This is a genomic window from Streptomyces asoensis, from assembly GCF_013085465.1.
GTDB lineage: Bacteria > Actinomycetota > Actinomycetes > Streptomycetales > Streptomycetaceae > Streptomyces > Streptomyces cacaoi_A.
In genome coordinates this window covers 1,369,104-1,392,860 of record NZ_CP049838.1, presented here as the reverse complement: position 1 = coordinate 1,392,860, position 23,757 = coordinate 1,369,104, and the positions used below count along the sequence as shown (strand labels likewise).

General features: G+C 72.7%; 21 protein-coding genes. 11 read left to right on the top strand and 10 right to left on the bottom strand.

Annotated elements, in window-relative coordinates; translation table 11 throughout:
- Window positions 1–136: 136 nt before the first annotated feature.
- The 3 genes from G9272_RS06185 to G9272_RS06175 are packed head-to-tail and all read left to right on the top strand — an operon-like array spanning window position 137 to window position 3,743.
- Entirely contained in the window at window positions 137–430 is a 294-nt protein-coding gene (locus G9272_RS06185) for an SHOCT domain-containing protein (protein ID WP_171395586.1), read from the top strand.
- Window positions 427–1,185 carry an ABC transporter ATP-binding protein gene (locus tag G9272_RS06180; RefSeq protein ID WP_171395585.1) on the top strand — a complete coding sequence of 253 codons (759 nt, stop codon included), beginning with the start codon at window positions 427–429 and terminating at the stop codon, window positions 1,183–1,185. The genes G9272_RS06185 and G9272_RS06180 overlap by 4 nt, the downstream gene beginning before the upstream one ends.
- Complete coding sequence (locus tag G9272_RS06175; RefSeq protein WP_171395584.1) at window positions 1,182–3,743, top strand: ABC transporter permease; 2,562 nt, start codon at window positions 1,182–1,184, stop codon at window positions 3,741–3,743. The genes G9272_RS06180 and G9272_RS06175 overlap by 4 nt, the downstream gene beginning before the upstream one ends.
- 81 nt (window positions 3,744–3,824) lie before the next feature.
- Here the strand turns inward: G9272_RS06175 and G9272_RS06170 are convergent, their stop codons facing one another.
- Window positions 3,825–4,361, bottom strand: a complete 537-nt coding sequence (locus G9272_RS06170; protein WP_171395583.1) for an ATP-binding protein — start codon at window positions 4,359–4,361, stop codon at window positions 3,825–3,827.
- Between the two features lie 213 nt (window positions 4,362–4,574).
- Window positions 4,575–4,898, bottom strand: coding sequence for a hypothetical protein (locus G9272_RS06165; protein WP_028806191.1), 324 nt, complete (start codon window positions 4,896–4,898; stop codon window positions 4,575–4,577).
- A 397-nt stretch (window positions 4,899–5,295) separates the two neighbouring features.
- On the opposite strand from G9272_RS06165, the gene G9272_RS06160 reads away from it, so the two are divergent.
- Window positions 5,296–6,420 carry a PLP-dependent cysteine synthase family protein gene (locus tag G9272_RS06160; RefSeq protein ID WP_171395582.1) on the top strand — a complete coding sequence of 375 codons (1,125 nt, stop codon included), beginning with the start codon at window positions 5,296–5,298 and terminating at the stop codon, window positions 6,418–6,420.
- A 37-nt stretch (window positions 6,421–6,457) separates the two neighbouring features.
- Here the strand turns inward: G9272_RS06160 and G9272_RS06155 are convergent, their stop codons facing one another.
- Window positions 6,458–6,928 carry an SRPBCC family protein gene (locus G9272_RS06155; protein WP_171395581.1) on the bottom strand — a complete coding sequence of 157 codons (471 nt, stop codon included), beginning with the start codon at window positions 6,926–6,928 and terminating at the stop codon, window positions 6,458–6,460.
- A gap of 55 nt (window positions 6,929–6,983) precedes the next feature.
- Entirely contained in the window at window positions 6,984–7,814 is an 831-nt protein-coding gene (locus tag G9272_RS06150) for a DeoR/GlpR family DNA-binding transcription regulator (RefSeq protein WP_171395580.1), read from the bottom strand.
- 281 nt (window positions 7,815–8,095) lie between these two features.
- Here G9272_RS06150 and G9272_RS06145 point away from each other — a divergent pair, with 281 nt between their 5' ends.
- Window positions 8,096–10,441: a hypothetical protein gene (locus G9272_RS06145; RefSeq protein ID WP_171395579.1), complete on the top strand. Its 2,346-nt coding sequence runs from the start codon at window positions 8,096–8,098 to the stop codon at window positions 10,439–10,441.
- A gap of 5 nt (window positions 10,442–10,446) precedes the next feature.
- Here G9272_RS06145 and G9272_RS06140 read toward each other — a convergent pair whose 3' ends face one another.
- From G9272_RS06140 to G9272_RS06125, 4 genes are all read right to left on the bottom strand, one after another.
- The gene (locus G9272_RS06140; protein ID WP_171395578.1) at window positions 10,447–12,894 is read right to left on the bottom strand and encodes a right-handed parallel beta-helix repeat-containing protein; all 2,448 of its coding nucleotides are present in this window, start codon (window positions 12,892–12,894) and stop codon (window positions 10,447–10,449) included.
- Window positions 12,895–13,001: 107 nt separating this feature from the next.
- Window positions 13,002–13,607: an Rv1733c family protein gene (locus G9272_RS06135; protein ID WP_171395577.1), complete on the bottom strand. Its 606-nt coding sequence runs from the start codon at window positions 13,605–13,607 to the stop codon at window positions 13,002–13,004.
- A 182-nt stretch (window positions 13,608–13,789) separates the two neighbouring features.
- Window positions 13,790–14,614 (bottom strand): MOSC domain-containing protein, encoded by an 825-nt coding sequence (locus G9272_RS06130; RefSeq protein ID WP_171395576.1) that lies wholly within the window; start codon window positions 14,612–14,614, stop codon window positions 13,790–13,792.
- 39 nt (window positions 14,615–14,653) lie between these two features.
- A complete protein-coding gene (locus tag G9272_RS06125; protein WP_171395575.1) occupies window positions 14,654–15,085 on the bottom strand; it encodes a DUF6643 family protein in 432 nt (143 codons plus the stop codon).
- Between the two features lie 298 nt (window positions 15,086–15,383).
- On the opposite strand from G9272_RS06125, the gene G9272_RS06120 reads away from it, so the two are divergent.
- Window positions 15,384–16,682 (top strand): TerD family protein, encoded by a 1,299-nt coding sequence (locus tag G9272_RS06120; RefSeq protein WP_253268178.1) that lies wholly within the window; start codon window positions 15,384–15,386, stop codon window positions 16,680–16,682.
- Window positions 16,683–16,734: 52 nt separating this feature from the next.
- Here G9272_RS06120 and G9272_RS06115 read toward each other — a convergent pair whose 3' ends face one another.
- Window positions 16,735–17,898 carry a glycosyltransferase gene (locus G9272_RS06115; protein ID WP_171401870.1) on the bottom strand — a complete coding sequence of 388 codons (1,164 nt, stop codon included), beginning with the start codon at window positions 17,896–17,898 and terminating at the stop codon, window positions 16,735–16,737.
- Between the two features lie 69 nt (window positions 17,899–17,967).
- Between G9272_RS06115 and G9272_RS06110 the strand changes: the two genes are divergently transcribed.
- Both G9272_RS06110 and G9272_RS06105 read left to right on the top strand, forming a co-directional pair.
- Entirely contained in the window at window positions 17,968–18,753 is a 786-nt protein-coding gene (locus G9272_RS06110; RefSeq protein WP_171395573.1) for a glutamate racemase, read from the top strand.
- 105 nt (window positions 18,754–18,858) lie between these two features.
- Window positions 18,859–19,434, top strand: a complete 576-nt coding sequence (locus tag G9272_RS06105) for a hypothetical protein (protein ID WP_171395572.1) — start codon at window positions 18,859–18,861, stop codon at window positions 19,432–19,434.
- Between the two features lie 25 nt (window positions 19,435–19,459).
- Here the strand turns inward: G9272_RS06105 and G9272_RS06100 are convergent, their stop codons facing one another.
- On the bottom strand, window positions 19,460–20,548 hold the full coding sequence (locus G9272_RS06100; protein ID WP_253267731.1) for an O-antigen ligase family protein: 1,089 nt from the start codon (window positions 20,546–20,548) through the stop codon (window positions 19,460–19,462).
- 220 nt (window positions 20,549–20,768) lie between these two features.
- On the opposite strand from G9272_RS06100, the gene lnt reads away from it, so the two are divergent.
- Genes lnt through G9272_RS06085 form a run of 3 tightly spaced genes read left to right on the top strand, consistent with a single transcriptional unit; the run spans window position 20,769 to window position 23,743 of the window.
- Entirely contained in the window at window positions 20,769–22,379 is a 1,611-nt protein-coding gene (gene lnt / locus G9272_RS06095; protein WP_171395571.1) for an apolipoprotein N-acyltransferase, read from the top strand.
- A 26-nt stretch (window positions 22,380–22,405) separates the two neighbouring features.
- A complete protein-coding gene (locus G9272_RS06090) occupies window positions 22,406–22,885 on the top strand; it encodes an NUDIX hydrolase (protein WP_171395570.1) in 480 nt (159 codons plus the stop codon).
- A gap of 54 nt (window positions 22,886–22,939) precedes the next feature.
- Entirely contained in the window at window positions 22,940–23,743 is an 804-nt protein-coding gene (locus G9272_RS06085) for a 3-hydroxybutyrate dehydrogenase (protein WP_171395569.1), read from the top strand.
- The last annotated feature ends 14 nt before the right edge of the window (window positions 23,744–23,757 follow it).

Below are 23,757 nucleotides of genomic sequence, written 5' to 3'. Positions count from 1 at the left end.
CCTCAAGGAGCAGCCGGGACACGCGCGCGTACTCCCGGCGAGGTACGCGCACTGCCGCTGGCCGTACGACGACCCGGACCCCTGCCCGGCGGGACGCTCGAGGCATCACGCAGACCCAATGAGGAGATGACCCGAGATGAACACTCTGGCGAACTGGGACGGTGGCGGACCCGGCCCGTGGATCCTGTTCTTCCCGCTGATCTGGGCGGCCGTCGTCGTGGGCGTCGTCACGCTCCTGCGCCGCACGGTGTGGCGAGGCCGCCGCGGTCCGTGGGGCGCGGCCGGCGACCCCCGGCCCACCGGCGACTCGCCGCTGGCCGTCCTCGGCCGTCGCTTCGCCTCCGGTGAGATCGACGAGGACGAGTACTGGCGTCGGCTGTCCGTTCTGGACGAGCAGTTCGGCCGCACGGGCAAGGGCGGTGCGGCATGAGCACCGCGACCGCCACCACGGCCACGCGGAACGCCGCACGGGTCGTCGACGCCGTGAAGGTGTACGGCGTCGGCGACACCGCCGTACGGGCCCTGGACGGGGTGAACGTGGCCTTTCCGGCCGGGCGGTTCACCGCGATCATGGGCCCGTCGGGCTCGGGCAAGTCCACCCTGATGCACTGCGCCGCCGGCCTGGACACCCTCACCTCGGGCACCGCGTACATCGGCGACACCGAACTGCGCACGCTCGACGACCGTCGCCTCACCCTTCTGCGCCGCGACCGGGTCGGGTTCGTCTTCCAGGCGTACAACCTGGTGCCGACCCTGACCGTCGAGGAGAACATCCGGCTGCCGCTGGACCTGGCGGGCGAGCGGGGCGAGTCGGAGTGGATCGACGCCCTCGTGGACGTCGTCGGGCTGCGCGACCGGCTCCACCACCGGCCCGCCGAACTCTCCGGCGGCCAGCAGCAACGCGTCGCCGTGGCACGGGCGTTCGCCGGGAGACCGGACGTCGTCTTCGCCGACGAGCCCACCGGCAACCTCGACTCCCGCGCCGGGGGAGAGGTGCTCGGGCTCCTCGCCCGCACCGTACGCCGGACCGGCCGCACGGTCGTCATGGTCACCCACGACCCGGTCGCCGCGGCCCACGCCGACGAGGTCGTCTTCCTCGCCGACGGACGGCTCGTGGACCGGATGGAGTCCCCGACCGCCGACCGCGTCCTGGACCGCATGAAAGCCTTCGAGGTGCCGTCGTGAACGCGTCCCTGCGGCTCAGCCTCTCGTCCCTCCGCGCCCACCGTCGCCGCTTCGCCGGAACCTTCCTCGCCGTCTTCCTCGGCGTGGCCTTCCTGGCCGGAACACTGGTCATGGGGGACACCCTGCGCGCCGGCTTCGACTCGATGTTCGGCAACGCGACCGCGGGCACCGACGCCGTCGTGCGCGGCGCCGACACCATCACCACCCCCGGCGAGAGCCAGGGCGTGCGCCGGCCCGTCCCCACGGACCTGGTCGACACCGTCGAGGCCGTCCCCGGCGTCGCGGCCGTCGCCCCCGACATCCAGGGCGCTGGGCAACTCGTCGGCGCTGACGGCGAACCGATCGGCGGCCAGGGACCGCCCACCCTCGCCGGCAACTGGATCACCGACGCGAAGCTCAACCCCTACCGGCTCGCGGAGGGCCGCGCGCCGGCCCGGTCCGGCGAGGTCGTCGTCAACCGGGGCACCGCCGAGAAGGGCGACCTGAAGATCGGCGACACCACCACGCTGCGCACCCCCGACCCCGTGCGTGTGACGATCGTCGGACTCGCGACCTTCGGCGGCGAGGACGGCATGGCCCAGGTGACCTTCACCGGTATGACCCGCGCCGACGCCGAGAAGTACCTGACCGCCAGGCCCGGCCGGGCGACGAGCATCGTCGTGCGCGCCGACCCGGGAGTGAGCCAGTCGGAGCTCGTCGACCGGCTGACTCCCGTACTGCCCAAGGGCGTCGAGGCCATCACCGGTCAGGAGTCCGCGCAGGAGAACACCGACATGATCGCCAGCCAGTTCCTGACGATCTTCACCACGTTCCTGCTGGTGTTCTCCGGTGTGGCCCTGCTGGTCGCGACCTTCTCCATCCACAACACGTTCGCGATCGTCGTGGCCCAACGCGCCCGTGAGAACGCCCTGTTGCGCGCTCTCGGCGCCTCCCGCCGCCAGGTCACCGAGGCCACCCTCGTCGAGGCCTCCGCGGTCGCCGTGACCGCTTCGGCCGCCGGACTCGCGGGCGGCATCGGTATCGCCGCCGGTCTCCAGGCACTGTTCCCGGCCATCGGATTCCCCTTTCCCGAGGGCGACCTGGTGATCGGGGCGCTGTCGCTGACCCTCCCTCTCGTGGTCGGTGTCCTGGTCTGCCTGGGGTCCGCGCTGCTGCCCGCCGTGCGCGCCGGCCGCACCGCCCCGCTGGCCGCGCTGCGCGAGACAGCCGTGGACTCCTCCGGCGCCTCCCGCCCGCGCGCCGTCACCGGCGCGGGCCTGCTCGCCCTCGCCGTCGCGGTGACCCTCACCGGCGTGTCGGTCTCCCCGTCCGTATGGCCGGCGGGCGGCGGAGCCGTCCTGGCCCTGGTCGCCTTCGTCGTCCTCGGTCCGGTCGCCGCCGGCACGGCCGTACGCGTCCTCGGCAGCCCGCTGGACCGGCTGCGGGGCGTCACCGGGGGCCTCGCCCGCCGCAACGCCCTGCGCAGCCCGAAGCGGACGGCGGCCACCGCCGGCGCCCTGATGATCGGCGTCGCCGTGGTCTCCCTCTTCACCGTGTTCGGGGCCTCCCTCAAGGCGACCATGGACCAGACCGTCTCCCGCTCCTTCGCGGGCGACGTAGCCGTCAGCACCCCCTCCTTCGGCGCGGGCGGCAGCGGACTCAGCCCCAGGCTCGCCGCGGCCCTCGGCGAGCTGCCCGAGGTGGACACGGCCGTCGGACTCGGCCGGGGAGTCGCGGAAGTCGACGGGAAGGGGCGGGCGTTGACCGTCACCGACCCGGTCGCACTGCGCCGCACCTTCGACCTCGGCACCGTCCAGGGCGACCTGGGCGCCCTCGGGACCGACGGCATCGCGATCACCCGGCAGGAGGCGGACCGCCGGCACCTGACCACCGGTGACACCGCCCGGCTCGCCTTCACCGACGGCGACGAGAGGACGTTCACCGTACGTGCGGTCTACGGCCGCTCCGAACTCGCCGGCGACTACGTCATCACCCGCGAGGCCTGGGCCCCGCACCGCACCCAGGACGCCGACACGCTGCTCGCGGTCTCCTTCGCGGACGGCGTGAGCACGGCCGAGGGCAAGGCTGCCGTGGAGAAGGTCGCGGCCCAATACGGCAACCCCGAGGTGCAGACCCGCGACGAGTACGCGCAGTCCTCGGCCGGCGGCATCGACATGATGCTCACCCTGGTCTACGCCCTGCTCGCCCTCGCGGTCCTCATCGCCCTGCTGGGTATCGCCAACACGCTGACACTGGCGATCCACGAACGCACCCGCGAGCTCGGTCTCCTCCGGGCCGTCGGCCAGACCCGGTCCCAGCTGCGGGCCATGGTCCGCTGGGAGTCGGTCCTGGTCGCCGCGTTCGGCACGGTGGGCGGCCTGGCCCTCGGCGCCTTCCTCGGCTGGGTGCTCGTCCGGGCCTCCGACGGGTCGAGCGACAGCGCCTTCGCCTTCGCGCTGCCGCCCGCGCGACTCGCCGTGGTGGCCCTGGTGGGCATCGCCGCCGGAGCCCTCGCCGGGCTCCGTCCGGCCCGCCGCGCGGCACACCTGGACGTGCTGCGGGCCATCGCCACGGAGTGACGTACGCCCGAACGGCGTACTTCCCAGGGACCGGTCACCGCGGCCCAGGGCCAACGCCCCGAAGGTGACGTCACCGCCCGGTCAGCCGACGACGGCCGACCGGGCGGGGGCATGTGCGGGCCGCAGGTCGTCGACGGAGACGACCTCCGTGAACCGCGGCGGGGCCTGCTCCCGGGGCGTACGACGCGGCGGACGCGCCGACAGCTCGCGGGTGGCGACAGGGGCGGGCAGCGTGAACCACACGACCTTGCCGGATTCGCCGTCCGGCCGGGCGCCCCAGCTCTCGCTCACCGCCGCCACCATGGCCAGGCCGCGCCCACAGGTGGCGAGCGCCTCGTCGTCGACGACCCCCACCACCGGCAGGCGCGGGTCGTGGTCGCGCACGGAGACGGTGAGCCGGTCGAGCAGCAGCTCCATCTCCACGACGCACAGCTTGTCGGGCTGCGCGTGCAGGTGGACGTTGGTCAACAGCTCCGTCACACCGAGCGCGGCGCGGTCTATCAGCGGATCCATATGCCAGTAGCGCAACTGCGCCGATACGATTCTGCGGACCTGGCCGATCCGCGACGGCAGGGCCTGAAGCTCGACCGTGCAGTGCCTGTTCGGGTTGGTGATCACGGCTGCGACTCCCCGACTTAGGTCCGGAAGAACACGGGATTCGGATCGAGCAGAGCGTCTGCGCAAGGCGGCCGCCTGCTGTCGTGGCCGGCGGGCTGGTTCGCAGCGTTATCGCCGGTAAACCCAGAGTGACGTGAGACCAGAGTGGCGCAGTGGCAGCGGTGCCGCAACTCGCGTCGGCCCGGCCACCCGTCCGGCCTCATCGGCGCCGGCTCAGCCGCCGCGCCCCGCCGCCCTGCGCACGGCCTCGATGAAGCGGCGCGCCGCGGGTGGCCCCGGTTCGCCCGGCGCCGGGTCGTGGTCGCCGAGGGTCAGCAGATACCGCTTGCCGTTGAGGTCGGCCAGTGCCCGGTCCTCCGGCGCGAACCAGGGCCTGGAGGCGCGGACCGCCTGCACGGGCGCGCTGTCGATCTCGCTGCCGTAGCTGGTCAGCAGCTCCAGCCTGCCGTCGTTGATCCGGACCTGGCCGGCTCGGGTGAGCGAACGCAGCCGCTTGCCGATGCGCACGCCCGTGGCCGTGAACTCCGGCTCCGCCATGCCTCCCCGCCCCCTTGTGTGCCTGGGCGAGCCGAACCGTGCACCCGCGTGGGTCGTGATCCAGCCCGCGTCGTGATCGAACCCGTCCTCGATCCAGTGTGCGCCCCCGTCCGGGACCCGCGTCCGGACCGGCGTCATCACCCCGCCCGGACCATCGCCCGACCCGGTGCAGTCTGCCCGCGCCCGGCGTAGAGCACCAGTGCGCACGACGCCTCGGCGGTACCCGTCCGGAGCATTCGCGGGAATGCGCCCCCGCGCGCCCAAAGCCGCCCCCCAGGGCCGCCTTTGAGGCTCTCAAAGGTGTGTTTATGCAGGTGAGAAGCGTGCGGCTGGTGCTTATGATCGGTGTGTCGGCCGCGCGGACCACCGTCGGCGCGAAGCCTGAAGGAGCCCCGCCGTGACCACCCCCCAGCAGAGCAGGACCGGCGCCACCCTCGACGTCGACCGCAGCGACACCGCCTACCGCGACTGGCTGAAAGAAGCCGTCCGCAAGGTCCAGGCCGACGCCAACCGCTCGGCCGACACCCATCTGCTGCGCTTCCCGCTTCCCGAGAAGTGGGGCATCGACCTGTATCTCAAAGACGAGTCGACCCACCCCACCGGCAGCCTCAAGCACCGACTCGCCCGCTCGCTCTTCCTCTACGGCCTGTGCAATGGCTGGATCCGGCCGGGCCGTCCGGTGATCGAGGCGTCCAGCGGTTCGACGGCCGTCTCCGAGGCGTACTTCGCCAAGCTGATCGGCGTGCCCTTCATCGCGGTCATGCCGCGCACGACGAGCGCCGAGAAGATCCGCCTGATCGAGTTCCACGGCGGCCAGTGCCACTTCGTCGACGACTCCCGCACGATGTACGAGGAGTCGGCCCGCCTCGCGACGGACAGCGGCGGTCACTACATGGACCAGTTCACCTACGCCGAACGGGCCACGGACTGGCGCGGGAACAACAACATCGCCGAATCCATCTTCCGCCAACTGGAGTGGGAGCGGTTCCCGGAGCCCGCCTGGATCGTGGCCACGGCCGGCACCGGCGGCACCTCCGCGACCCTCGCCCGGTACGTTCACTACACGCAGCGCAACACCCGCATCTGCGTCGCCGACCCCGAGAACTCGTGCTTCTTCGAAGGCTGGACCACCGGCGATCCGGACGTCACCTGCGACTGCGGCTCACGCATCGAGGGCATCGGACGGCCGCGCATGGAACCCAGCTTCGTGCCCGGTGCCGTCGACCGGATGATGAAAGTCCCGGACGCCGCCAGCGTCGCCGCCGTACGCGCCCTGGAACGGGCCATCGGCCGCAAGGCGGGCGGCTCGACCGGCACCGGACTGTGGAGCGCGTTGAAGATCGTCGCCGAGATGGTGGCCGACGGACATCGCGGCAGCGTGGTCACCCTGCTGTGCGACCCGGGCGACCGCTACCTCGACAAGTACTACTCCGACGCCTGGCTCGCCGAGCAGGGCCTGGACATCGCCCCGTACACCACCGCGATCGAATCGCTGCTGGCCACAGGCGTGTGGCCGGCCTGACCTCCGGTACGCGCCGCCCGCGGACGGGCCGGGGCCCTCACGGGGTCAGCCGGCGGTCCAGCTTCGTCACCGCGTCCCGGAACGACCGCCCCAGACCGGCCCGCGCCAGCCGCAGGACCGCCCGGAACGCCCCGTTGCCGTCGGCGGCGAACGTCCACTGCACCCGCGTCCCCGCCCCGGCCGGCGACAGCCGCCACTCCTCGACCAGCGCCCGGACGCCCGGCGCGTTGGTCACGTCCACGCGGTAGGCGTAGAGCTCCGGCTCCTTCGCCACGAGCACGGTCTCCCGGAAACGCGTGCCGCCCCTGAGTCGTACGTCGCGCCCCGCGCCGTCGTCCAGGGGCTGGACGGACGTCACGGCCGGGAACCACTCCGCCCAGCCGGACACGTCCTCGGCGAGGGCGCGGAAGACGACCTCAGGGGGAGCGGACACCTCCCGAGCGAAAACCAGCCGTACAGGAGCGGTCTCGACGAACGAGAGCCCTTCGGGGCGCAACCGGTGAGCCATGCGCGCAACCTCCTCATGGCGAGGAAACGGGTGCGCCACCCTAGCCGCAGGCCCTTCAGATGTCTGTACCCTCACCGGGCTCGCCCGCGACCACCAGCCGCCGCAGATGCTCGGAGACCTCCACGCGCGCCGTCTCCGGCAGCCCCGCGTCCGTGACCAGCGTGTCGACCTGCTCCAGCGCCGCGAACGAACTCAGGCCCACCACACCCCACTTGGTGTGGTCCGCGACCACCACGACCCGGCGCGCCGACTGCACCAGGCGCCGGTTGGTCTCGGCCTCCGCGAGGTTCGGCGTCGACAGACCGGCCTCGGCCGATATCCCGTGCACCCCGAGGAACAGCACGTCGAAGTGGAGCGCCGCGATGGCCTGGTCGGCGACCGGACCCACCAGCGAGTCGGACGGCGTGCGCACCCCGCCGGTCAGCACGACCGTGGCCGCGCCCTGCCGGGGGCCCGAGGTCCGCTGCGCCACGTGGAAGACGTCGGCCACACGCACCGAGTTGGTCACCACGGTCAGATCCGGCACGTCCACCAGATGATGCGCCAGCGCGTACGTCGTCGTACCGCCCGACAGCGCGATCGCGCTGCCCGGGGCGACGAGTTCCGCCGCCGCCTTCGCGATGTCCTCCTTGGCGGTCAGCTCCAGACCCGACTTCGCCTCGAAGCCCGGCTCGTGGGTGCTCGCCTCCACGACCGGCACCGCGCCGCCGTGCACCTTCTCCAGGACACCCTGGCGCGCCAGCGCGTCCAGGTCGCGGCGCACGGTCATGTCCGACACGCCGAGCTTGCGGGTCAGCTCGTTGACCCGTACGCCGCCCCGGCGGCGTACCTCGTCCAGGATCAGGGCGCGGCGCTGCTCCGCGAGGAGGTTCTGATTCTCACTCACGTACGCTCCGGTCCTTTCCCTCAACCCGTCCGACAGGCCCGTTCACCTGCTCCGACGAGGCCATTCTCGCCGATTCGGGTGCGGGGGCGTCCCATCCTCGCACGGCTTGCTCACAGCTGGTCCACCACCCCGACGCGTGCATGCCACTCCTGCGTGGCGTGGGCGTTCCTCACGCGGTCCGGGGAGGTTCCGTGACGGGAGGTGTATCAAGCCTGTGAAGTGGCGATCCTTATGTCCGCACGGACACATGTCGAAGGCGTGTCACGGGGGAAGTGCGAACAGTGGAACGTGCCTCAGCGGACAGAACGGCCCTGGAACTCCTGGTCCACGGCGTGGGTGGCGCCACGCCCGAGAAGATGCTCAACGATCCGCGCACGGTGCGGATCACCGGCGACGACACGGCCGCCGTGTTCCGGCGTGCCGACGACGTCACCGCGGACACCGGCCCCGCCGACGACCGCGGCCGCGACGCCCCGGTTCCCGAGGCCTATGTGTGGTCCAACCTCACCTCCGGCAACGGCACCCGCGCCCTGTGGCTCCTGCTGCTGCCGTTCATGGTCGTCAACCTCGCCCACTGGATGCGCCCCGCCGCCCGGGAGGGCATCCGCGCGGTGCGTCTGTACGGGCTGCTCGTGCGGCTCGCGGCGCTGAGCCTGACGGTGCTGCTCGTCGCCGCGGCCTGCGAGGTCGCCCTCGACCTGACCGCCTGGCAGTGCGCGGGCACGACCGCGTGCGCCGAGCGTCACTCCTGGCTCGGCTTCCTCTCGCCGGCGGTCTCCGACGGCGGCTGGTGGAGCCTGCCCGGCCGCCGGCTCGCCCTCGCCGCCCTGGTCCCGACCGCCCTCGTCGGCCTCCTCTGGTACCTGTCCCACCGCACCTGGCGGGCGTACGAGTCCCAGGAACCCCTCGACCGCGCGTCCGAACCCGAGAACGGCCCTGGTCACACGGCACTCCGCCGGCCCGGCTTCTGGTACGGGCGCCGCCTGGTGGCCCGCCTGCGCGCGGCACACACCGCGGCGGGACTGCTCACCGTGGCCGCGGCGGTCGGTACGGCGGCCGTACGCCAGGACCGCCGACCCGGCGGCCCCGCCCTCCTCGACGGGCTCGGCCGACTGCTGGAGGCGTCCCTGGTGGCGGGCGCGCTGGCCACGGTGTGGGTGGTGTGCCGCCGGGGCCGCAGCGAGCACCGCCTCGACCGCCGCATCGACGCGCACCTCGTCCACCGGCTGCCGCTGGCCGCCCTCGTCCTGCTCGCCCTCACCCTGGTGTACGCCGGGTGGGAGCGCCCCGGCTGGCACTCCGAGGGACGGCTCCCCGGTGACGCGACCTTCGGCGGCCTCGCCCTCGCCCAGGGCGCCCTGGTGATCGCCCTCGCGGTCGTCGCCCGCGTCCTGCACCACTGCCCACGGGAGCGCTCCGCGCCGGCGGACTCGAGCGGGGCCACCGCCGTCGAGCGGGTTCAACTCGTCCAGCAGGAGCGCTGCGCCCTGCGCGGGCTCGGCGGGCCGGCGGTCGCGATGCTGGCCTGTGCGCTCGGCGGAGTGATGTCCGGCGGGGTGTCGCAGCGAGTGTCGGACTGGCTGGACGGCACCGGGACCTTCCTCGACGGACCGCCCGTGCTCCTGACCTGGCAGGCGTCCGTCATTCCCGTGCTGCTCGTCGTCCTGTTGGCGCTGTGCGGACTGCTCGGCCGGCAGACCTGGCTGCTCACCCGGGCCGAGCAGGACGCGGTGGGCCGCGAGTACGGGGTCGGGCCCGGCGACCCGGCCCGCACCCGTCGCATCGCCCGCGCCCGCGCGATGGCCACGCTCACCGACCGGGGCCCGCTCCTCGTCGCCGTCGTCTCCACCGCGACCCTGCTCCTGGGCGCGGGCGCGCTCGTCGGCGCCTTCGGCACCGGGAAGACCCCGGTCCGCGCCACGGACGGCGCCCAGTCCTTCGTCCAGGGAGCCGCCCAGACCGCACAGGCGATGGGCTCCTGGCTCATCGGCCTCGGCTTCGTACTCTTCGTCACCTGGGGCCGGCGTGCCTACAAGGACCCCTCCGCGCGGCGCACGATCGGCATCCTCTGGGACGTCGGCACCTTCTGGCCGCGCGCCGCGCATCCCTTCGCCCCGCCCTGCTACGCCGAGCGCGCGGTCCCCGACCTGACCTGGCGGATGGCCAGTTGGACGCGCGCCACGGGTGGACGTCTGGTGATCTCCGGTCACTCCCAGGGCAGCGTCCTCGCGGCCGCCGCGGCCTGGCAGCTGAAACCCTCCGACCGAAAACGGGTCGCCCTGCTCACCTACGGCTCCCCGATCGAGCGCCTCTACGGCCGCTGGTTCCCGGCCCACTTCGGCCCGGCCGCGCTCGCCGCCCTGCACGAGGACATCGCCTGCTGGCGCAATCTGTACCGGCTCACCGACCCCATCGGCGGCCCGGTCCGGCTGTCCGGCGACGACTGCGGCCCCCAGGTGGACCGCGAGCCCCTCGCGGACCCGCTGGCGTACGGCCGCACCGAGGAACACCCGCTGCCCGCGCCCATTTTGGGCCACTCCGACTACCAGGCCGACCCGGCGTTCGCGGAGGAGCGCGAGATGCTGCTGGGACGGCTGCGACCGGAGCTGCCCGTGCAGCGCACCTGAGCGGATCAGGGCAGCTCGGGCAGGTCCTCCGCGTACAGCAAGGTCAGGTCGTCCGTGCTCGGCTCGGCCACCTGGGCGACCCGGCCGGCGTGCCGCTCCACCATCGCCTCGAACGTCTGGCGCGCGGTACGCCCGTTGCCGAAGGCGGGTCCCTTGGGGAGCTCCGTGAAGTACTTCAGGAGAGCGTCCGCGGTGCCCTGAGCGAGCCGGTACTCGTGCTCCTCGGCCTGCTGTTCCACGATCCGCAACAGCTCTTCGGGGCCGTAGTCACCGAAGGTGATGGTCCGTGAGAAACGGGACGCCACACCGGGGTTGACCGAAAGGAAGCGCTCCATCTCCGCCGTGTAGCCCGCCACGATGACCACCACGGAGTCCCGGTGGTCCTCCATCAGCTTCACCAGGGTGTCGATGGCCTCCTTGCCGAAGTCGCGGCCCGCGTCCTCCGGCGACAGTGCGTACGCCTCGTCGATGAACAGCACACCGCCGTGCGCCCGTTGGAAGGCCTCCTGGGTGCGGATCGCCGTCGAGCCGATGTGCTCGCCGACCAGGTCGACGCGGGACACCTCGACGAGATGGCCCTTCTCCAGCACGTCCAGGGCGGCGAGGATCTCGCCGTAGAGGCGGGCGACCGTCGTCTTGCCGGTGCCGGGGGAGCCGGTGAAGACCAGATGGCGCTTGACGGACGCCGCCTTGAGCCCCGCCTGCTGACGGCGCCGGCCCACCTCGATCATGTCGATGAGGGCCCGCACCTCGCGCTTGACGCTCTCCAGGCCCACCAGCGTGTCCAACTCGCCGAGTACGTCCTTCGAGGTCCGCACCGACGTCTCCGGCCCACCGGCGGCCCGCTGCGGCTCCGGCGCGGTGACCCGCTGCTCGGGAACCACGCCCAGCAGACCCGCCGACTGCGCGGTCGTCTGCACCACCGTCTCCGGCGCCGCCGCGGCCCCGGGTGTCCGCACGCCCGCGCTCTCGTCGCTGGTGCAGTCCTCGACCACGGGACCGGAGCCCGTGCCCGCGTCCGCCCCGGCGTCGGCGAACTCGTAACCGCCGCGCGCGCAGCGCTCCGTACGGCACTTGCGCAGCGTCGTACGACTGCCGTCTATCACGTGGAAGCCATAGCCGCCGCTGTTCGTCACCCGGCAGTTCAGGAAGGTGCCACGGCCGCCGGCCGACACATAGAACCCGGCCTCGGCGGGGGAGTCGACGGTGCAGCGCTCGACGGTGGGGTCGGCGCCCTTGGTGACGATCACGCCGGTCTGGGTGCTGTCCACGGTGCAGTTGTTGAGGGTGCCGCCGCTGCCGTGGTCGCGGAACCACGCGCCGGTCGCCGCGTCCCGGATCCGGCAGTCGTCGAGCTGGGCGGTCGCCCCGTCGCTCACCGACACGGCCGTGTTGCGCACCTGGGACAGGTCGCTGTCCACGACGTCCGCGCGGGAGCCCCGGTCGAGGACGAACAGGGCGTCGGGCACGTCGTGCACCCGGCAGGAGTCGAGGACCGCCGTGGCGCCGTCACTGACCCAGACGGCCGGGTAGTCGCCGGTGCTGTCGAAGATCTCGCACTGGTTGGCGTCCACGCGCGTGCCCGGGTCCCACACCGACAGTCCGTTGCGACCGAACTGACGCACCGTCGTGCGGGTCAGCGTCAGTACGGAACGGGAACGCAGGTCGACCGCGTTCTCCGGGATGTCGTGGATACGGCAGTCGGCCAGGGTGAGCACGGCGTCGGTGTCGAGCGTGACGCCGTCGGACGTCGTGCGGTGCACATCGCAGTCGGTGAGGTGCGCGGTGGCCCGGGCGGTGATCTGGACACCGCTGCCCCTGACCTCGTAGACCTCGCAGCCCACCGCCTCCAAAGAGGAGTTGTCGCCGGTCGCGCTCAGACCCGCGCCCGACGTGTGGTGCACCCGGCAGCGCTCCAGCCGGGGGTGGGCGCCGCCGCGCACCGAGACGCCGGCCTGACCCGCCGCGACGACCTCGCACTCCTCGAAGACCCCACCGCCGCCGTCGACCACGGCGATGCCGATGCCCGCCGGGTTGTCGACGGTGCACCGCCGCACCGTCGGGCGGGCACTGCCCCGCACCTCGATGCCCGCCGCGGACCGCGTGACGATCCTCAGGTCCAGCAGCTCCGGTGTGCCGTCCTCGACGAGCACCGCGGGCGCGGCCGCGTCCTGGCCCTCCACGTGCAGGTCCTGTACCACCGCCGAGGCGCGGACGGTCAACGGCACCCCGTCCAAGGGCGCGAGGCGCACGGAACCGGGGGAGCCCTCGGGGCCGCGCAGCGTCACCGACCGCTCCACGACCAGGTTCTCCCGATAGGTTCCGGGAGCGATGGTGAGGACGTCACCCTCGGCCGCGGCCTCCAGGGCGGCGGCGAGCGATGCGTACTCACCCGTGCGGCGCCGCCACCTCGATGTGCCGGTGTGCGTCACCTGGACCGTGCCCTGTGCCATGGCGTTGCTGTGCCCCCACCTCGTGGTACGCGGCTTGATGCCGAATGGTTCGGCCGGACCACCGTAGCGTGCGCGCGGGTGGTGGGTTGACCAGAGACGGAAGGCCGTCAGCTGCCGGTGCCGGTGCGGCCCCAGTCCGGGCCCGCCCGGTCCCAGGCCTGGTCCCAACGGGCGTATCGGCGACGGACCATGCGCCAGACGATCAGTCGCCGACCGCCCTCGACGGCGCCCGCGGTGAGCAGGGCCGCGCCGAAGCCGGCGAGCACGGCGTGCGTCGTCGCCGTGGCGGAGTCCAGCGGGCGGGCCACCAGAGCGCCGTGTCCGTCCGTCCATATCTCGAAGTGGTCGCCGATGTGCGGGGTCTTGAGGCCCGCCAGGACCGTGCCGTGCTGTGCCGTGCCGTCCGGCGCCGTCCAGTCCGCGACGACCCGGGTGCGGGTCTCCCGGCCGGTGGCCGTCTCCGGGTCCACCTCCAGCGGCGAACCGGCCACCTTCCGCACCACGGTGGCCGTGACCTCGTGGCGGGACTGCCGCTGCTCGTGGACCGACTGCTGGAGGACATCCTGCGCCACGGCGCCGACGAGGGAACCCACCACGGGCGCGACGAGGAGGATCAGCAGCAATGCCGACAAGGCCACCCACGCCTCGACCAGATCCGTCGTACGGCGCAGTGGGTTGTGTCGCCAGCGCCAGATTCCGCCGATCGCTCGCACCGCCCGCACCCCCTTCCCGCTCCGTGATAACCCCCGTCGGAGCCGTTCACGCGCGAGCCCGGGGAAAGAGAGAGCGAAATCACCAGAGCCCGGGACCTCTCATGAACTTCTCACGCAATCCCAACGCTCCGGAGCCGGGCGGGGGTTCCCGTGGATCGCCGGGCCTCCGACCTCGGCCGGAACTATGCGATGACGCGCACCGGATCGCCGACTCTGATCGTGCCGTGACAGAGAGGCACCAGGTTCTGTCCGAAGACCAGCTTGCCGTCGAGGCGCCGATGCCGGCCCAGGGTGGAGAGCGGTTCCTTGCCGCGTGCCGCGGTGTCCTGGTCGGTGGTGGTCACGACACATCGACCGCACGGCTTGGCGACCCGGAACTCGACCTCGCCGACGGTGAGGCGCGACCAGCCGTCCTCCGCCCACGGGTCGGTGCCCGCCAGGACCAGGTTCGGCCGGAAACGGTTCATCGGCAGCGGGCCCTCCTCGGCGTGCTCGCCCTGGGCGATCAGCGAGTTGAGGGCGTCGAGGGAAGCGGTCGTGGTGGCCAGCAGCGGATATCCGTCGGCGAAGGTGACGGTCTCGCCGGGCCGCGCATACCCGGGGTCGACGGGCCGGCGGGTCGCGGGGTCGTCCATGTGCACCAGCCGCACGTCGGCGCCGAGGTGGGCGCTGCACCAGGCGTGCGCGGTGTCGTCGGCGAGGACCCCCTCCACCTTGTCACGGAAGATCTCCATCGACACCGTGCCCACCGGCTCGGGCACCGGCACGGTCAGCGGCTCCAGACCGGGCGCGGACAGACGGACACCGCCGCCGGGCAGAAGCTCGGCGGCGGCCAGCGCGAGGCGCGGCTGCTGACGTTGTGTGACGACCTTTCCCCCGTCGTCGATCAGCGCCCAGCGTCGGTCCCCGGCCAGCCCCCAGGGCTCAACGACGGCCTCCCGGGGTGCCTGGCCCCGGAACGCCTTGACCGGATGGACGTGAATCGACAGCAGCTGCACATGCCCCATGGGGTCATCCTGCCAGGTGGCACCGACAACCCCGTGGGCTCAGTAGCCCCGGTACTGCTGGTTGTACGGGTCCTGGTACTGGGGCGCGGCGGGCCGGGGAGCGGCCGGGCGCATGGCGTCGTATCCCGTGCCGGGGCCCGCCGGACGCGGCTGCTGCTGCGCCTGGGGTCCGGGGTAGCCGCGCGGCGCGGCGGCCTGCGGCGGGATGTACGCCGCCGGAGCCTGCTGCAACGGCGCGGGCTGCTGCGCCTGCGGGTAGCCGTAGCCGTAGGACTGCGAGGGGCCCGCCGGGAGAGCGGGCAGCGCCGACGGCAACGCGGGCAGGTTGCTGCTGCCCATGTCGTACGCGGCGGGGACCCGGATCGGGGCGATCTGCGGGGTGCCCCGCTCGGCCACGAGCGAGTCGTAGATCGGAGTGTCCGGGAAGGAGGCGTAGTAGCCGCCGCCATAGGTGGAGCGGGGGGAGGTCATGGCACATAAGTTAAGCCCACGATGTGCTGGTTGGGGAGACCGATAAGAGGGTTGATTTCCGTGTCCGCCGTGACCTCGGACCCCCAATGCGAGCGAACTTGGCAAAAAAGGACGGCGAGCGTCCTTCCGATCGTGTAAAGGCCGAGTTCCGAGCGGGTTACCCGCGGTTGGTCAGGGCTGATCCTGCGCTCCCGATGGGAGTTCACCGTCCCGCGCAATAGGTTGGCCGGAAAGACAACCTGAGGGTGCCGAGGCGCGCGGCCTGGTGCACTGACACGCGATGGGGGCGTACATGTCAATGTCGAAGGGGTCCAATGTTCCGGTGCCGACCACGGCACTGCGGGTCGAACTGGGCTGGCGCTCGGGAACGGGTGTTCCGGACGCGGACGCGTCGGCACTGCTGCTGGTGGGCGGAAAGGTCCGTTCCGACGCGGACTTCGTCTTCTACAACCAGCCGGCCCACTCCTCCGGAGCCGTCCGCCACGAGGGCAAGCGCGACGCCGGAGGCCGGGTGACCGACAGTCTTCTCGTCGACCTCGCGCGCGTGGAGCCCGCGATCGAGACGATCGTCCTGGCGGCCTCGTCGGACGGCGGCTCGTTCGGTCAGGTCCCGGACCTCTACATCGAGGTGCGGGACGCGGCGCAGGGCACCGTCGTGGCGCGGTTCGACAGCGCCGGCGCCACGGTGGAGACGGCCTTCGTGCTGGGGGAGTTCTACCGCCGCCAGGGCGCCTGGAAGTTCCGGGCCGTCGGCCAGGGCTACGGCAGCGGTCTCGAAGGCCTGGCCACCGACTTCGGGATCGCCGTCGACGAGCCACAGCAGACTGCCGCCCCGGCCCCCTCGACCCGTCAGGCGCCGCCGGCCCAGCCGCCGACCATGCCCGCCTTTCCGGCCACCGTGCCCCCGCCGGTCCACCAGGCCCCGCCGCCCCCGCCGCCGATACCGCCCGTCGCGCCGGTCCGGCTGACCAAGGTGACGCTGACCAAGGCCGCCCCTTCGGTGTCCCTGAGCAAGCAGGGCGGCACCTCGGGCGCCCTGCGCGTGAACCTGAACTGGGAGGTGCGCAAGCAGTTCTCGGGGTGGGGCAGCAAGCGCGGCCGCGCGGTCGCCATGCACAACGACCTCGACCTCGACCTGTGCGCCCTGTTCGAGCTCGCCGACGGTCGCAAGGGCGTGGTCCAGTCCCTCGGCAACGCCTTCGGCGCCCTGCACCAACCGCCGTACATCCATCTCGACGGCGACGACCGCACCGGCGCCGTGGCAAGCGGTGAGAACCTCACCGTGAACCTCGACCACAAGAACGACTTCCGGCGCATCCTCGTCTTCGTGACCATCTACGAGGGCGCCCGTTCCTTCGCCGACCTGCACGCCACCGTCACGCTTCAGCCTCAGTTCGGCGCCGCGATCGACTTCTCCCTGGACGAGTGCACGGTCCCCTCGACCGTGTGCGCGCTCGCGCTGATCACCAACAACGGGGGTGACCTCGTCGTCCAGCGCGAGGCCCGCTACCTGGTGCCCGAGCGCGGGGTGAGCCCGCAGCGGACCGTCGACCACACCTACGGGTGGGGCATGAACTGGACGCCGGGCCGCAAATAGAGGCCCCTGTGGTCGGGGGCCTCTTTTGATATAGGGGTCCCTGTACGACGGCTCAGCCCTCGTCCGCGACGGCGTCCGGACGGGCGTAGGTGCGGCCCTTCCAGGCCGCGCCGTGTCCCCGGTAGTGCTGGACCGCGGAGTCGACCGTCATCAGCAGATAGAGGAACGCGGTGAACGGCAGCAGGGGAGCGAGCCACAGCGGCTGACGGTAGTAGCGCAGCATCGGGACGTACGTCCCCGCCATCACCAGCCACGCCAGACCGCCGAACACCGCGGTGGCCGCACTGCCGGCGGCGAGCCCGCCGAGCAGGGCGAGCGGCGGCACCAGGTACACCAGCGCGAGGCCGAGCACCGTGCCGGTCAGCAGGAGCGGACTGTGCCGCAGCTGCGCGTAGGCGCTGCGCGAGACCATCCGCCACAGATCGTGCAGCCTCGGGTACGGGCGCACGCTGTCCACGCGGTCGGCCAGCCCCAGCCAGATGTGGCCGCCCGCGCCCTTCACCGCGCGCGCGAGCGCCACGTCGTCGATGACGGCGTGCCGGATGGCGTCCGGGATCCGCGCCCGTTCGGCCGCGTCGGTGCGCAACAGGACGCAACCGCCCGCCGCGGCCGCCGTCCGCGCCCCACGTCGGCCGATCCGCCGGAAGGGGTAGAGCTGCGCGAAGAAGTAGACGAAGGCGGGTACCACCAGCCGCTCCCACAGGCTCTCCACCCGCAGCCGTGCCATCTGGGAGACGACGTCGAACCCTCCGGTGCGCGCCGCCGCCACCAGCTCCCGCAGACTGTCGGGCCCGTGCGCGATGTCGGCATCCGTGAGGAGGAGGTACTCGGGCTCACGCGCGCGTGCCAGGCCGATGCCGTGACGCACCGCCCACAGCTTCCCGGTCCAGCCCGCGGGAGGTTCGCCCGGCGAGTCCACGGTCAGTGGGAGCCCGCCCCACTGCCGGGCGAGCGTGCGCGCCAGTTCTCCCGTGCCGTCGGAGCTGCCGTCGTCGACGAGGAAGATCTCCACCCGCCCCGGATAGTCCTGCGCGAGCAGCGAGGGCAGGCTCGCGGGCAGCACCGCCGCCTCGTCGCGCGCGGGGACGACGACGCAGACGGACGGCCACTCCCGTGGCTCCTCCCGGGCCGGCAGCCTGACGTCCGTGCGCCAGAAGAAGCCCTGACAGAGCAGCAGCCACAGCCAGGCGGCCAGAGTCACGGCGGCGATCCACACGATGGCGCTCACGCGCGCAGTCTGCCCCACGCCACCGGGCCGCAAGAGCACATCGTCTATGGTGGCCGGGTGAAGATCGCGCTCATGGACTCCGGAATCGGCCTCCTGGCGGCCACCGCCGCGGTACGGCGCCTGCGCCCCGACGCCGATCTCGTGCTCTCCCTCGACCCCGACGGCATGCCCTGGGGGCCGCGCACCCCGCAGGACCTCACCGAGCGTGCCGTGGCCGTCGCCGTGGCCGCCGCCGCGTACCGGCCCGAGGCCCTCATCGTCGGCTGCAACACGGCGACCGTGCACGCCCTGCCCGCGCTGCGGACCCTCCTCGAACCCGGCATCCCGGTGATCGGCACCGTTCCGGCGATCAAACCCGCCGCGGCCGGCGGCGGCCCCGTCGCGATCTGGGCCACACCCGCCACCACCGGCAGCCCCTACCAGCGCAACCTCATCCAGGACTTCGCCGGAGACGTCACGGTCGCCGAGGTGCCCTGCTGGGGACTGGCGGAGGCGGTCGAGCACGCGGACGAGGCGGCGATCGATGCCGCGATCACCGCGGCCGCCGCCCTCACCCCGGAGGAAGTAACGACCGTCGTCCTGGGCTGCACCCATTACGAACTGGTCGCCGACCGCATCCGTGCCGCCGTGCAGCGCCCCGAGCGGCCGCCGCTCGTCCTGCACGGCTCGGCCGGCGCCGTGGCCGCGCAGGCACTGCGCCGCATCGGCGCGCGCCCCGCACCCGAGGCGGCGGAGCTCGGCACCGTGACGGTTCTCCTCAGCGGCCGTCCCGGCGGTCTCCCGGCGCCCGCCCTGGCCTACGCGGAAGGCCGGCTGCTGGAGGCCGTCAGCCCCGCCCAGTGACCGACGGACACGGGACCGGCCCCTTGGGGCCGCCCGCCGCCAGGCGGAGCAGTCACCCTGCGCAACGTGCTACCGGCGCAGCGAAACCTGAGTAACCTCATGAATATGAGGGACCACCCCCACGACGAGAGCATCCCGCTTCCCGACGTCCCGCATGCCGAAGCCCCGCATCCCGACGTCTGGACCGGGCGCGCCACCAACCGGTTCCAGTGGGTGCTGGCGCTCGTCGGCGCCGCCTGTATGGCGCTCGGCGTCGAGCTCGCCGTCGAATCCGCGTGGACGTCCGGCATCGCTCCGCTCGCCATGTCCGTCGTCGGCTGTATCGCCGCCGGGTTGCTGGTTCTCTTCGGCACCCTCGCCTTCGTCCACGTCGACCTGAAGCTCGACAAGGAGTCGCTCGAAGTGCGCTGCGGCCACATCGGGCTGCCGCGTCGGCGCATCCCGCTGGCCCATGTCGCCGGCGTCGACTTCGAACCGCTCGTCACACCGCGCCACTGGGGCGGCTGGGGCTATCGCTGGCGGCCGGAGAAGGGCACGGCCGTCGTCGTCCGCCGTGGCGAGGGCGTGGTGCTGCGGCTCTGGGACGGTCACACGTTCACGATCACCGTGGACGACGCGGAGTCCGCGGTGCGCGTCATCCGGGACCGGCTGCGGACGGGCACCCCCGGCACCACGCCCTGAAGCCCTCACCGGGTACGCGCCGAGGTCAGGCGGCCGGGCGGTCGTCGTGGCGCATGCCCCGGTCGAACTCCGGCCGGGCCTCGGGCGCCCCGGGTTCCTCGGCGAGCGGTCGGGCCGTGGCCAGGCCGGCCAGCAGCCCCGCGCCGACCGACACCGTGGTGAAGCTCAGCGCGTTGCCGATCGCGGCGACGGCGGCCAGAGCCGTGAGCGCGGCACCCGCGGTCAGGACGACCGGCGTGGGGCGCGGCGCGCGCCACAGGGCGAACAGCACCCAGCAGAAGGCCGCGGCGAGCAACAGCACACCGACGACACCCTGCTCCGCGGCCAGCTGAAGCGGCGCCGAGTGCGGCTTGCCGTCGGACAGCGTCGACTGCGCCGCCGTACCGCTCAGCTCTCCGAAGCGCCCGGGGCCCACGCCGAGGCCGGCCTCCCGACGGGCCATGCCCAGCGCGTCGCGCCACAGATCGACCCGGTGCGGAGTCAACTGGTCCGTCAGCGAGTCGACGAGGCCGCCGGACAGCGCGTTCCCGGCGACCGCCCAGATCAGGCCCGTCACCAGGACGGCGGCCACGGCCAGGGCCGCGAGAGCCGGCCCCCGGTGGCGCATCCGGCCGGCGGCCAGGGAGCACAGCAGCACCACGCAACAGGTCACCACGGCCGTGGTCGAGCCCAGGAGGGCCCCGGTCACCGCGATGCCTCCGGCGAGCAGCCACAGCCCGAACCGCAGCACGGGCACGCGCGTCGCCCAGGCGGCGCAGCACGCGGCACCGGCCGACAGGGTCAGCACCGCGGCGGTGGCACCGGCGTGGCCCAGCGGCGCGACGATCTCGGGGCCCGGAGCGAGCCGGGGCCGGGCCACCGCCAGGGCGAGCCCCGCCAGCGCCCCGGCACAGGGCGCGGCGACCGGCAGCAACACCCCGAGGATCCGCCCCGCCGCATAGCCGGCGGCCACCGCCAGCACCGCGAGCAGGACACCCTCGGGGCGTCCGCCGTGCACGGTGGCGGTGACCAGGGACCAGATGGCGCAGGCCCCGAGCACGACCACGCCCGCCGCGTCAGAAACGTTTCGTCTTTCCCCGTCCGCGTCCGCGTCCGCGTCGGCCGCAGACGTCATCCCCGTGGAACCCACCCGTCCCCCCGAACCCGGTCGCCCCCCGACCGTGACGGACCTGAACCGTGACGGACCCCGGCCGCCCGCGAGCGACTGGGGCACTGGCACACCGTAACGGCTGATGGGCGGTTTGTGGATGAGTTGCGCCGGGTTGTGCGGCAAGCGGAGACCGCCCCACGGACTGCGCTGTCGGCCAAAAGGTCACTCGCCGTACACTCCCGGAGTGACCGTCACCGCAACTTCCGTGGGCCAGCCGGACCAGCTGGAGCCCCAGGCCGCGCGGGCCTCGCGCGGCGCGCGGCTCCTGCGCCTCGTCCCGGCCGCCGCAGCGGCGCTCTCCGGAGTGCTGCTCTACGTCAGTTTCCCGCCGCGCACCCTGTGGTGGCTGGCGCTGCCTGCCTTCGCCGTCCTCGGCTGGGTGCTGCGCGGGCGCAGCTGGAAGGCGGCCCTCGGTCTCGGCTACCTCTTCGGGCTGGGTTTCCTGCTGCCGCTCCTGGTGTGGACCGGCGTCGAGGTCGGTCCCGGGCCCTGGCTCGCCCTGGTGGTCATCGAGGCGGTCTTCGTCGCGCTGGTCGGCGTGGGCGTCGCGGCCGTGTCCAAGCTGCCGGCCTGGCCGCTGTGGGCGGCCGCGCTCTGGATCGCCGGCGAGGCGGCACGCGCGCGCGTGCCTTTCCGCGGCTTCCCCTGGGGCAAGATCGCCTTCGGCCAGGCGGACGGCGTGTTCCTCCCCCTCGCCGCGGTCGGCGGCACCCCCGTACTCGGCTTCGCCGTCGTCCTGTGCGGTTTCGGCCTGTACGAGGTCGTGCGCCTCGTCCTGGAGCGGCGGCGTTCGGGTGAGGTGCGGCGGTCGGCGGCCGCCCTGGCCCTGCTCAGCGTGGCCGTCCCGGTCGTCGGCGCCCTGGCCGCCCGCTCGCTGGTGAGCGACAAGGCGGAGGACGGCACCGCGACGGTCGCCGTCATCCAGGGCAACGTCCCCCGTCTCGGTCTGGAGTTCAACGCCCAGCGCCGGGCCGTGCTCGACTACCACGCGCGCGAGACGGAGCACCTGGCCGCCGAGGTCAAGGCGGGCAAGATCGCGCAGCCCGACTTCGTCCTGTGGCCGGAGAACTCCTCCGACATCGACCCCTTCGCCTACGCCGACGCAGCCGCCGTCATCGACAAGGCGGCCAAGGCGATCAACGCGCCCATCTCGGTCGGCGGCGTGGTCGAGCGGGACGGCAAGCTCTACAACGAGCAGATCCTGTGGGACCCGGTGAAGGGGCCCACCCAGACGTACGACAAGCGGCAGGTCCAGCCGTTCGGCGAGTACCTTCCGTTGCGCTCGTTCATCGGCGCCATCAACGAGAACTGGACCTCCATGGTCGGCCAGGACTTCAGCCGGGGCAGCAAGCCGGGCGTGTTCGACATGGACGGGACCGAGGTCGGCCTCGCCACCTGCTACGAGGCGGCCTTCGACTGGGCCGTGCGCGACACGGTCACCCACGGCGCCCAGCTGATCTCCGTGCCCAGCAACAACGCCACCTTCGACCGCAGCGAGATGACCTACCAGCAACTGGCCATGTCGCGGGTCCGCGCCGTCGAGCACAGCCGTACCGTCACGGTGCCCGTGACCAGCGGCGTCAGCGCGATCATCATGCCGGACGGGAAGATCACCCAGAAGACCGGCATGTTCGTCGCGGACTCCCTGGTGCAGAAGGTGCCCCTGCGCTCCTCCGAGACGCCGGCGACGAAGCTCGGCATCCTGCCCGAGATCGCCCTGGTGCTCGTCGCCCTGGGCGGCCTGGGATGGGCGATCGGTGCCGGGGTGCGGGCCCGACGGAGCGCCACCGACTGAACAGGCGGCCCGGATAGGGTCGCCGTATGCCGACTCCTGACTTCATCACCGAGATCCGGGCCTCCGCGGGCCACCAACTGCTCTGGCTCCCCGGCGTCAGCGCCGTCGTCTTCGACGACGAGGGGCGGGTGCTGCTCGGCCAGCGCGCGGACAACCACCAGTGGTGCGTGATCTCGGGCATCCCGGAACCGGGCGAGCAGCCCGCGGACTGCGCGGTGCGGGAGGTGTACGAGGAGGCGGGCGTGCACTGCGTCCCCGAGCGCGTCGTCCTGGTCCGTGCCGGGAGTCGGATGGAGTTTCCGAACGGCGACGAATGCCAGTTCATGGACGTCACCTTCCGCTGCCGGGCCGTGGGCGGTGAGGCGCGGGTCAACGACGACGAGTCCGTCGAGGTGGGCTGGTTCGCGCTGGACGCACTGCCGCCGATGCAGGACGGGCAGCTGTTCCGCATCAAGCAGGCGCTCGCCGACGAACCCACGTGGTTCGAGACCACGCCTGCCGTGTGAAGTATGGGCCGTGACCACATGGGGCGAGGATCCGGCTCTGCCTAGGCTCATCGCATGACTTCGCCCCAGGTCACCGCTCCCGGCCCCGCCACTCCCTCGCTCGACCTCGGCGGTCGCACCGCCCTCGTCACCGGCGCGGCCGGCGGCATCGGACGGGCCTGCGCGCTGCGGCTCGCGGCCGCCGGGGCCAAGGTCCGTGCCGTCGACCGGGACGCGGCAGGACTGGAGACGCTCGTCGGGAGCGCGGCCGGTCTGCCCGGCGCTGTCGAACCGTACGTCCTGGACCTCACCGACCTGGACGCCGCCGAACTCGCCGCCGCCGGGACCGACGTGCTGGTCAACAACGCCGGGCTTCAGCGGGTGGCCCCGCTGGAGGAGTTCCCGCCGGACGTCTTCCACACGGTGCTCACCGTGATGCTGGAGGCGCCGTTCCGGCTCATCCGCGGCGCCCTGCCCCACATGTACGGGCAGGGCTGGGGCCGCATCGTCAACGTGTCCTCCGTGCACGGACTGCGCGCCTCCGCCTACAAGTCGGCGTACGTCGCCGCCAAGCACGGGCTCGAGGGCCTCTCCAAGACCGCCGCCCTCGAAGGCGCGCCCCACGGTGTGACCTCCAACTGTGTGAACCCCGCCTATGTGCGCACCCCGCTCGTACAGCGGCAGCTCGCCGACCAGGCGCGGACGCACGGCGTGCCCGAAGAACGCGTACTGGCCGACGTGCTGCTGCGGGACAGCGCCGTCAAACGGCTCATCGAGCCGGAGGAGGTCGCCGAGGCCATCGCGTACCTGTGCGGCCCGCAGGCGTCCTTCGTCACGGGTACCTCGCTGGTCCTCGACGGCGGCTGGACCGCGCACTGAGCGCACCGAGCACC

Coding starts and splice junctions, on each gene's coding strand:
- G9272_RS06185 (WP_171395586.1), top strand. CDS start 137: ATGAACACTCTGGCGAACTGGGACGGTGGCGGACCCGGCCCGTGGATC.
- G9272_RS06180 (WP_171395585.1), top strand. CDS start 427: ATGAGCACCGCGACCGCCACCACGGCCACGCGGAACGCCGCACGGGTC.
- G9272_RS06165 (WP_028806191.1), bottom strand. CDS start 4,898: ATGGCGGAGCCGGAGTTCACGGCCACGGGCGTGCGCATCGGCAAGCGG.
- G9272_RS06155 (WP_171395581.1), bottom strand. CDS start 6,928: ATGGCTCACCGGTTGCGCCCCGAAGGGCTCTCGTTCGTCGAGACCGCT.
- G9272_RS06140 (WP_171395578.1), bottom strand. CDS start 12,894: ATGGCACAGGGCACGGTCCAGGTGACGCACACCGGCACATCGAGGTGG.
- G9272_RS06130 (WP_171395576.1), bottom strand. CDS start 14,614: ATGGGGCATGTGCAGCTGCTGTCGATTCACGTCCATCCGGTCAAGGCG.
- G9272_RS06125 (WP_171395575.1), bottom strand. CDS start 15,085: ATGACCTCCCCCCGCTCCACCTATGGCGGCGGCTACTACGCCTCCTTC.
- G9272_RS06120 (WP_253268178.1), top strand. CDS start 15,384: ATGTCGAAGGGGTCCAATGTTCCGGTGCCGACCACGGCACTGCGGGTC.
- G9272_RS06105 (WP_171395572.1), top strand. CDS start 18,859: ATGAGGGACCACCCCCACGACGAGAGCATCCCGCTTCCCGACGTCCCG.
- G9272_RS06100 (WP_253267731.1), bottom strand. CDS start 20,548: ATGACGTCTGCGGCCGACGCGGACGCGGACGCGGACGGGGAAAGACGA.
- G9272_RS06090 (WP_171395570.1), top strand. CDS start 22,406: ATGCCGACTCCTGACTTCATCACCGAGATCCGGGCCTCCGCGGGCCAC.
- G9272_RS06085 (WP_171395569.1), top strand. CDS start 22,940: ATGACTTCGCCCCAGGTCACCGCTCCCGGCCCCGCCACTCCCTCGCTC.